Consider the following 8692-nt stretch of genomic DNA (forward strand, 5'->3'; position numbering starts at 1 on the left):
GCGCGGGGCCGGGCGGCTCCTGCATCACTCCCTTTCCACCCGCGCCAACACGATCGCCGTTCGGGCCGCGCTCCACTTGGTCGCCAGGCCACTGTCCTTGTCGCCGAGCACGGAGGCCGCGAACGCGCTGGCCTGAACGGCGGCGCCGAGATCAACCACGTAGCCCTCAGTGAGTGGCGCCTTGTCCGTCGCGCCGTTGAGCACCGCCTTCACGAGGCGGACTACATCGTCCTCAGTGACGGTTTTCGATTTGTAGAGGTCGGAGACGGTGGGAGAGGATTCGGCCATTCCCCGACGCTATCGCTTCCCTTGGTCCTTGGCGACGGGGGAGGGGAGGTCAGGGCGCCTCGGAAAACGCAGCCCATGCTTGCTGTCGGGCAACCAGCCCCGCTGCGATGTGCTGCTAGGGTGTCGGTGCGCTCGGATGCAGGGCCGAGACTGCCAGAGCCATTTCCCTCCGGTGTGGTGCCCGTAGACCTTGTGGGCTCGACCGCCGCGCCGGATGCGCTCCAGCCATTCGCGCGTCGTCATCCAGACCTCAGTCTGGTCCCACGCGAGTGCCTCAAGCGGATGGGTCATCGAGCAAGGGCGCCGAAAGTCGGCGTGGTAGTAGCTCGGCTTTCCGGCGATCGCAGCCTCGGCGCGCTGGATGCGCCGCTCTCGTCGGGTCGTCATCCCTCAGCGCCCTCCCGCAGGAGGAAGGGCGGCGACCCCGTGGAGATCGACCGGCGGCCCCAGATAGACCGGCGGCATGGCCTCGGATCGGACGTAGTTGAACTGGTCCGCAGTCGGGTCCAGCACGCGCCCGTCAGGCAGCCGCAGGAAGAAGTGGTTGCATTCGCCGAGATCGCTTTCGGCAAGCTCGGTCTCGACGCCGTACATGCGCAGCAGGGCCTCCAGCGGCGCGCTCACGGCCCAGCACATCATGCGCGGAGAGCCGCCGTCGAGGATGCCTTCACGGAACTCTGAGGCGAACCAGACAAGCTGCTTGTCGTCCATCGTTCAATCTCCTGCCTTCAGGGTTGCGAGACCGGACTATTGGTGCGGCGGCCCGCGCCGGACCTTCTTCTTCCGCCCTTCGAAGGATGCGACGTTGCCGTCATCGAATAGCTTGTCGGCGTCACGAGCCGGGTCGTAGCTAGCGCAGGTGACGCCTAGACAATTGTCCCACTCGTCCAATCGAGTTCTATCGCTCAGAGCCGGGCACACCGTATATACCCAGCCGCAAGCATCGCATTTAAACCGGTCCACAGGCGTACCGTATTCGTTTTTTTCTGGTCCGAGATACATCGCCTAATCTCCTGCCTTCAGGGTTGGATCGGGGTGGGGCGCTCCGGTTTCAGGGGAGGGCGCTGGCCCAACGGCATGATCCGCCAAAGCCTCAAGCTGCTCCCGGCTCAACTCGGGATGCTCGATGCCCATCTCGCCGATGATCCAAGATCGGCGCTGGGCGTGGTGCTCGGCCGGGGTCATCTCGCGCTGGGCGGCGCGCTTCAGCCTTTCCAGCAGGGCGGGGTCTGTGGTGATGCCGGCGAATGGATCGGGGAGGGGGTGGGCGTCTCCCTCTGCGAGGGGCGGGGTATCGTTGGGCGTCCCCTCTGCGAGAGCCGGGCTCTTGCCTTCGGTCAGACCCTTCGGTTCTGACCCCTTCGGGGCGGCGATCCCTGACGCGGGCGCCATGTATTTGAGCGTGGACTGCCACCATTCGGCCTCGCCCAGCCGGCCGTTGCAGTAGCCGCCGGACCACGCCGCATCGTCGCCGATCGGCGTGTAGGTCAGGCCATCTTCGCTGATGCCGTCGTCTCTCGACTTCTCGGCGGCCATGCGCTTGCGCCAGTAGGCCATCTGGTCGTCGGCCTTGGCGCGGAGGGTCTGCATCTGGGTCTCAAGCCGCTCGGCAACGCGGCGCCACGAGGTCGCCTCTTCCCGCCAGCGCTGCCGATCCGCTGCGAGTCGCAGGGTGCCGTCGAGGCCCTGCTTCATCTGCCGAACCAGCGCGTCGGGGTCGTGCCCTTCGGCAACAAGCTCGGTACGTAGCTCGTCACCGCTCATGGCGAGGATGCGGTCGATCTCGCGGTCGCCAGCCTCGTGGCAGTCGCGGGATTGGGTCGCCTTCTCTGTGCGCATGGTCAGATTGTTCCACTGTGCAGGAGGGGAGACGAGGGCCGAGAGCATCGGTCATCGGCCGCGGCAAAGGCCTCGGGGTCATCCGTCCAGCGCGTCGCCGAGCCTTTCATGCCGGGCCAGCACATCTGGCCGCATCGCTCGCAACAGCGCCGAACGCTGCCGTAGGGCTGGCCGCGCTGCGTCACGAGGTGAAGGGGCTCGACGCCGCGCGAGGGATCGAAACCCGAAGGGGCGGGATGCGGAGCAGCCCGATCCGTAGGATGAGAGCCCGACCCCCTCGGGGCGCGCCCTGAACCTCTCTCACTCACGATTGGCCTCCTCTCGCTGAAGGGGGAGGGGACGGGGAGAAGGATTAGGTGCCCGCGGCATGACCCCGAGGTCCACGAACCGTGGGTCGCCGAAGCCGGGAAGCACCAGCGTCCAGGCGCGGCGACCGTGTGGCTTGGAACGGCCGGGTCCCTCGACGACGATCCGAAGGCCGGCCGCTTCCTCAATCCGTCGCACCAAATGCTCTGGCTCGCAGGCATGCTCGACCCACGGCACAGCCAAGAGGTCAAGATCGCGCGTGAACGACCCGTGCATCATCAACGCGTAGCCCTCGGCCCATGCGAGGCAGCGGGCGATGGTGAAGATCTTGGCGTAGTCGGGATCTATGACCCCGTAGGGCAGCGCGTCTGCTGGGGCTGTTGCAGTGACCTCACTCACGGCTCCCCTCCCTAGCGAGAGGCGCGGGCCGGGCGGAGGGGTCGGAGGCCTTGCGTAGTGCTCGGATGCGCGCGCGCTCTTTCCGCTCGGCCTCGTCACACTCATCAAGGATTGGGAGCATTGCTGTCCGCCGCTCGGCAGGGGTCAGGCCGTCGTAGTCGGGCGACCAAAGGAAGCCGATAGTCTCGGCGGCCTCATCCAGCAGCGCGCCATACTGGAAGGTCACCTCGTCCCAGTTCACGCATCCAGACAGGCGAAGGGATGCGAGGTAGCGATCCGCGAACGCGTGGCACGGCTCACACATGAGGCCAGAGACGAAGCCCTCGTCGGAGGCGCCGACCTCGCGCACGTAGGTCTGCCCAGTTGCAATTACCTCGCCGCACTCAGGGCACGTCCGATCCATGCGGCTGCGACGACGGGTCGTTGTCCAAAACTCGCCCATCAGCCCATCCTCCCCGTGCCGCACACAGGTTGCCGGTCAGGGCCGATCCGGGGGGAGAGGGGAGCGGAGAGCGCCACGGGAAAGCCGTCGTGCGTCACGCCGTCGAGCGTGCGGCCTGCCTTGCGCTTGCCGACGCGGCGGACGTTGCGGCCGTCGGCGAAGGTGTGGATCTCGCCGGGTCCTTCGACCTCGCTGACGGAGACCCACTCGCCGTTCTGCTTGTGGAGATACGGGATTTCCGCCTTGGCGCACTGGTCGCGGATCGTGCGGAACCATGCCGGGTTCGTCGGCCGGGCAGCGTGCGCGCCCTGGCTCGTCTCTCCGCCCGTAATCACCCAATCGACGCATTCGAGGTGGTCGGGCGAGGGCTCGTCGTAGCCGGGCTGTCCGCCATCGTCGTAGGTGCCGCCGGGGAGCCAGCGGATCGCGTCGGCCTCCCAGAGGCAGATTGGCCCGAGCATCGGCTCGACCGACAGGAAGATGAACCGCGGATCGAGGTACCGCCGAGCCCGCTTCAGGTGCGGCACGTTGCGGTTGGCGCGCTCCTGATCCTCGCAGGTCGTCCCGAGCGCGGCGTTCGCCGGCAGCCCGCCCGCAGCCTCCGCCATCTCGACCGCGTTCTGCGGGCGCTTCGATAGCAGGAGCCACAGCAGGCTCGGCGTGTCCCGCATCAGGTCGAACCATTCGCGCCGAATGCCGGGGTCGGGCCGGTTGTCGAACGGGTCGCACAGGCTCGGGAACACGCTGATGGTGCGCCCCGCGGCTTGGGCCTCGCGGTTCCAGGCGAGCGGCTGGCGCCAATAGCTCTTGCTGGTGCGGCTGCGCTCGCCGTGCGGGCCCCATTGAACCCGACCCATGCGGGTGTCCATCAGGTGCTCGGCGTAGCAGCCGTCGCACGCAGGGCTGACCTTGGTGCAGCCGATCCAGGGCGACCACATCCGGTCGGCCCACTCGATTTTCGTGGTCTCGGCCATGGCTCAGGCCTCCCCTGCGTGCTTGCGGGAGGCGGAACCGACTGTGCCGACTTTCGTGCTGGCGTCGGGCCCTGTTTGTTCGACAGGGAAGCGGGCGTCAGCGTCTCGAGCCGCCTGCGCGACCTGCTGGCTGAACTCCGGCGTCCACGAGAACTCGACGGCGATCAGCCGCCGCGCGGTGGTCTCGTCGTCCCAGGTCGCCCACTGGTACGGGATCAGGCTGAACCGAATCGGCTCGCCACTGGCGACGGCGGTAACGAGCTTCGAGACACCCGTCTTGCCGCACTCCGCGATCCAGGCTGCCGAGGGGCTGAACACGTCCGCCCGGCCGACGAGGCAGTCCACTTCCTCTCGAGCATCGGCGGCGTACTCACTCCGCATCCACAGCAGCGCCGCGCGCTTGAGGATCATATGCTCGAGGCTTTCGCGGGCTCGAGCCTTGCCCTTCGGCACGCGCTGCGCCTGCTCGCAAACCTCGAGCGGTAACCGCGTCCACGAAACCCGCAGGCCCGGCCCAGAGAAGAGGGGCAGGCCGTCGGCGACTGGTTCTCGAGGCCCCCACCCATCATCCTGTCGAGTGAACAGGCGCTGCAACCGCCGAGCGTGCCATCGAGCGACAGCCAGCGGGTCGGGCGGGTTGGAAGTCGGCTGAAAAGCCGTGCAATCGTATGAAGCCGATCCGCCGGGTTGGGAATTGTAAGCCATTGCAGGGACTTCCATGTGGAAGAACGGGCGAGGCCTCCAAACAAGCTTCTCCCGGCAATACGAGACGCGAGCGCCTCCGAGCCTGCGGCCTGAGCCGGGCAATAGCCTTGCAATTCCCCAGGCGATCCGTGAAAACCCCTGCCGCTCAGGGGGCGGCTCACGCGGCCGACCCGGTCCGGCGGTGAGGGAAATACGGCTCCATGCTCGATTATGCGCAGGCGCGACGCCTCATGGTCGATTGTCAGCTCCGGACCTTCGACGTCAACGACAACGCCGTGCTCGACGCCTTCGACGCCGTCCCGCGCGAGCGCTTCGTGCCCGCCGGCCGCGAGACCTTCGCCTATATCGATCAGGCCCTGACGGTCGCGACGCAGAGCGACGGCCCGCGGGTGATGGCGGCGCCGATGATCCTGGCCCGCATGATCCAGGCGCTGAAGGTGCGCCCCGGCACCCGCGTGCTCGATGTCGCCGCGGGCTACGGCTACAGCGCCGCCATCCTCGACCGGCTCGGCGCGCAGGTGACGGCGCTCGAATCGGACGAGGCGCTGGCCGGTGCCGCCCGCGAGCGGCTGGGCGGCCAGGTCGAGGTGGTACGGGGCGGCCTGACCGAGACGGTCGCGGGTGGCGCCTTCGACGCGATCCTCGTGGAGGGTCGGGTCGAGACCCGGCCGCAGGCGTTGCTCGACCAGCTCAAGGACGACGGCCGCCTCGTCTGCGTGCTCGGCCCGGACCGCAACGCCAAGGCCACCCTGTTCGTGCGCGCGGGCGACGCCTTCGGCGCGCGCCCCCTGTTCGACGCCAACCTGCCGGCCCTCAAAGCCTTCGCGACCGAGCCCGGCTTCGCGTTCTAGGAACACACGAGCCCGCCGCCCCGATTCCATCAGGTCGGCAGCGGCTCGAAACGATTCCTTAACCCTGTGGATCGTACCTGCCCTATCGTTGGGCAGATCGGCACCGGATCGGTGCATTTTCGGGCAGCCCACGTCGCTGCGCCGGCCGGCGATCGAGCCGGCGACATCGGCCTTGCGCCGAGTTCGACGGATTCTCGCTTCGAGCCCGGACGCGACCCCGGTCGGGTGTCGCTTTTATGAGCCACCCCACCGGCAATCCGATCACGCGGGCGTGCGTGGCCCTGTCCCTGCAGGATCAAGCTCGGCTATGCTGCGCCCCGAGGCGGGCAGGCTGTCCCGGCGCTTCAGGCGCGGGAGAGGCCGTGCCGACGAGCCCGGCGGACTTCGAACCGGCGACACCCTCTCGAGGGCGGACGCGGGGCGGAGACCGAGCCGGGCACGGCGAGACGGCGAATCGAGAAACCGCAAGGGCTGATCGACGTGAGAGAACGGAACCCTGCGGCGCGCTCTGCACTCCGGCTCGCCGGTGCTGTCGTCACGGCACTGGCGGTCGCGAGTCCGGCCGGCGCCGAGACCCTCGAGAGCGCGTTGTCGCGCGCCTACCAAGCCAACCCGGCGCTGAACGCCGCGCGGGCCAACCTGCGCGCGACCGACGAGGACGTGAACCGCTTCCAGTCCGGCTACCGGCCCAACGCCGCGATCTCGGCCGATATCGGCGTCTCGCAGTTCCAAGGCTCGATCTCCGGGATTCAGGTCGGCGGGCGACGGGGCTCGACCGTTCCCGCCGGCGCAGGTCTCACCGTCAATCAGAACCTGTTCGACGGCTTTCAGACCGACAACCGGGTCCGCTCGGCCGAATCGACCGTGCTCAGCACCCGCGAGTCGCTGCGCCAGACCGAGATGAACACGCTGTTCAACGCCGCCCAGGCGTACATGAACGTGCTGTCCGACACCGCGACGCTGGAACTCCAGCGCAACAACGTCGAGGTGCTGGAGGAACAGCTCCGCCAGACCCGCGACCGCTTCAACGTCGGCGAGGTGACCCGCACCGACGTCGCCCAGGCCGAGGCCCGCCTCGCGGGCGCCCGCTCGCAGGTGGCGACCGCGGAAGCGAACCTGCGCGCCTCGATCGGCATCTATCGCCAGATCGTCGGCGTCGAGCCGCGCCAGCTCGCACCGGGTCGCCCACTCGACCGGTTCGTGCCGGGCAACCTGGATCAGGCGATCCTGATCGGCCTCAAGGAGCACCCGCAGATCCTCGCCTCGCTCCATGCCGTGGACGTGGCCGAACTGCAGGTGAAGGTCGCCGAGGGCTCGCTCTACCCGCAGGCGCAGCTCACCGGCGCGGTGCAGCAGCGCTACGACCAACAGTTTCCCGGCGACAACGGCGTCACCGCCTCGATCGTCGGCCGCGTCAACATCCCGCTCTACCAGGGCGGCCAGGAATACGCGCTGATCCGGCAGGCCAAGGAAAACGTGGGTCAGGCCCGGCTCGTGGCCGACCGCGACCGCGACACGATCCGCGCCTCGATCGTCCGGACCTGGGGCAACCTGGAGGCCTCCAAGGCCCAGGTGATCGCCTCGCAGGCCCAGGTGCAGGCCAACGAGGTGGCGCTCAACGGCGTGCGCGAGGAGGCCCGCGTCGGCCAGCGCACCACCCTCGACGTGCTGAACGCGCAGCAGGAATTGCTGAACGCCCGCGTCAACCTGATCCTGGCCCAGCGCAACCGCGTGGTGAACTCCTACGACGTGGTGCAGGCGGTGGGCCGGCTCACCGTGCGCTTCACCTCGCTGCCGGTCACGCCCTACAGCCCGCGGGAGCACTTCGATCAGGTGCGCGATCTGTGGTTCGGCGTCCGCACCCCCGACGGACGCTGAGGCCGGACGGCGGAATCCTGTTGGCGGCGATGCGCACCCGGTTGATGTCGGAAGAGACGATGAAATAGTTGGTTAACCATTTCGTCGTCTTGTCAATCGTCACCGAGTATCGCCCGAGATGAGCGCAGCGAGCCTTAAGGTCCAGGACAAGACGCAGGAACCCTCCATGGAGGAGATCCTGGCTTCGATCCGCCGCATCATCGCCGACGATCAGGCCGCCAAGCCCGCCGAGGTGGCCGAGGCGCCGCCGCCGCCGCCGCCGGTCGAGGACGACATCCTCGATCTCGCCGAGGTGGCCGAGCCGGTGCGCAAGCCCGAGCCCGTGCCGTTCGAGATGCCGGAGATCGATTTCCGGATGCCGGAGTCCGAACCGGAGCCGGAACCGACGGTCGATTTCGATTTCGAGCCCGAGCCGACCTTCGAGCCGGAGCCCGCGCCCAAACCGGAGCCGGTCTTCGTGGCCCCGCCGCCTCCGCCGCGCCCGGCCGAGCGAATCCGAGCCGCGGTCGAGGAGGAGGTGACCGAACGCCTCGTCTCGTCGAGCACCGTCGAGAGCGTCGGCCAGAACTTCCAGCTGCTGGCCCACACCGTTCTGTCGAACAACGCCCGCACGCTGGAGGATCTCGTCAAGGAGATGCTGCGGCCGATGCTGAAGGGCTGGCTCGACGAGAACCTGCCGCTGATGGTGGAGCGGCTCGTGCGCGCCGAGATCGAGCGCGTCACGCGGGGGCGGTAGCCGCTTTCCTGCCCCCCACCACCCTCATTCCGGGGCCGCGCAGCGGAACCCGGAATCCACCCGTGATGCGACGCTCTGCAACCCGCTGCGGCCAGTCGTGGATTCCGGGTTCGCCTGCGGCGCCCCGGAATGACGGCGAGGTTTTCAGGAATGCATCGTCAGGCGCCCGAGATGCCGCTAGAGCTGTTGCCGACCGCTGCGAGTCGTTCGGGGTTCCCTGGCACGGCGTGATCTGATTCCCTTTGGTCCTCGACAGGAGGATTGATGGGCTCAG

The 8692-nt window shown here is 68.2% G+C and carries 10 protein-coding genes; 3 read left to right on the forward strand and 7 right to left on the reverse strand.

Features of this window, described 5'->3' with window-relative positions; translation table 11 throughout:
- Positions 1-24 precede the first annotated feature (24 nt).
- From ASG52_RS06125 to ASG52_RS06155, 7 genes are all read right to left on the reverse strand, one after another.
- Positions 25-288, reverse strand: coding sequence for a hypothetical protein (locus tag ASG52_RS06125; protein WP_056240451.1), 264 nt, complete (start codon positions 286-288; stop codon positions 25-27).
- Between the two features lie 390 nt (positions 289-678).
- Complete coding sequence (locus ASG52_RS06130; protein WP_056240454.1) at positions 679-999, reverse strand: hypothetical protein; 321 nt, start codon at positions 997-999, stop codon at positions 679-681.
- Between the two features lie 294 nt (positions 1000-1293).
- A complete protein-coding gene (locus ASG52_RS06135) occupies positions 1294-2175 on the reverse strand; it encodes a hypothetical protein (protein WP_156383813.1) in 882 nt (293 codons plus the stop codon).
- 252 nt (positions 2176-2427) lie between these two features.
- The gene (locus tag ASG52_RS06140) at positions 2428-2832 is read right to left on the reverse strand and encodes a hypothetical protein (protein WP_056240459.1); all 405 of its coding nucleotides are present in this window, start codon (positions 2830-2832) and stop codon (positions 2428-2430) included.
- Positions 2825-3274: a hypothetical protein gene (locus ASG52_RS06145; RefSeq protein ID WP_156383814.1), complete on the reverse strand. Its 450-nt coding sequence runs from the start codon at positions 3272-3274 to the stop codon at positions 2825-2827. Before ASG52_RS06145 ends, ASG52_RS06140 begins: the two co-directional genes overlap by 8 nt.
- Complete coding sequence (locus tag ASG52_RS06150) at positions 3274-4248, reverse strand: DUF5131 family protein (protein WP_082552384.1); 975 nt, start codon at positions 4246-4248, stop codon at positions 3274-3276. Before ASG52_RS06150 ends, ASG52_RS06145 begins: the two co-directional genes overlap by 1 nt.
- 3 nt (positions 4249-4251) lie before the next feature.
- Positions 4252-4701: a hypothetical protein gene (locus ASG52_RS06155; RefSeq protein ID WP_156383815.1), complete on the reverse strand. Its 450-nt coding sequence runs from the start codon at positions 4699-4701 to the stop codon at positions 4252-4254.
- A gap of 452 nt (positions 4702-5153) precedes the next feature.
- On the opposite strand from ASG52_RS06155, the gene ASG52_RS06160 reads away from it, so the two are divergent.
- The 3 genes from ASG52_RS06160 (at position 5154) to ASG52_RS06170 (ending at position 8418) form a co-directional block, all read left to right on the forward strand.
- Complete coding sequence (locus tag ASG52_RS06160) at positions 5154-5804, forward strand: protein-L-isoaspartate O-methyltransferase family protein (RefSeq protein ID WP_056240467.1); 651 nt, start codon at positions 5154-5156, stop codon at positions 5802-5804.
- 480 nt (positions 5805-6284) lie between these two features.
- Positions 6285-7682, forward strand: coding sequence for a TolC family outer membrane protein (locus ASG52_RS06165; protein ID WP_056240470.1), 1398 nt, complete (start codon positions 6285-6287; stop codon positions 7680-7682).
- A 118-nt stretch (positions 7683-7800) separates the two neighbouring features.
- Positions 7801-8418, forward strand: coding sequence for a PopZ family protein (locus ASG52_RS06170; RefSeq protein ID WP_286158958.1), 618 nt, complete (start codon positions 7801-7803; stop codon positions 8416-8418).
- The last annotated feature ends 274 nt before the right edge of the window (positions 8419-8692 follow it).

It is taken from the genome of Methylobacterium sp. Leaf456 (genome assembly GCF_001425465.1).
Classification (GTDB): domain Bacteria; phylum Pseudomonadota; class Alphaproteobacteria; order Rhizobiales; family Beijerinckiaceae; genus Methylobacterium.

What these genes read in the sequence shown, in the direction of transcription:
- ASG52_RS06145 (WP_156383814.1), bottom strand. Translation starts at nt 3,274, where the DNA reads ATGGGCGAGTTTTGGACAACGACCCGTCGTCGCAGCCGCATGGATCGG.
- ASG52_RS06170 (WP_286158958.1), top strand. Translation starts at nt 7,801, where the DNA reads ATGAGCGCAGCGAGCCTTAAGGTCCAGGACAAGACGCAGGAACCCTCC.
- ASG52_RS06150 (WP_082552384.1), bottom strand. Translation starts at nt 4,248, where the DNA reads ATGGCCGAGACCACGAAAATCGAGTGGGCCGACCGGATGTGGTCGCCC.
- ASG52_RS06135 (WP_156383813.1), bottom strand. Translation starts at nt 2,175, where the DNA reads ATGCTCTCGGCCCTCGTCTCCCCTCCTGCACAGTGGAACAATCTGACC.
- ASG52_RS06160 (WP_056240467.1), top strand. Translation starts at nt 5,154, where the DNA reads ATGCTCGATTATGCGCAGGCGCGACGCCTCATGGTCGATTGTCAGCTC.
- ASG52_RS06125 (WP_056240451.1), bottom strand. Translation starts at nt 288, where the DNA reads ATGGCCGAATCCTCTCCCACCGTCTCCGACCTCTACAAATCGAAAACC.
- ASG52_RS06130 (WP_056240454.1), bottom strand. Translation starts at nt 999, where the DNA reads ATGGACGACAAGCAGCTTGTCTGGTTCGCCTCAGAGTTCCGTGAAGGC.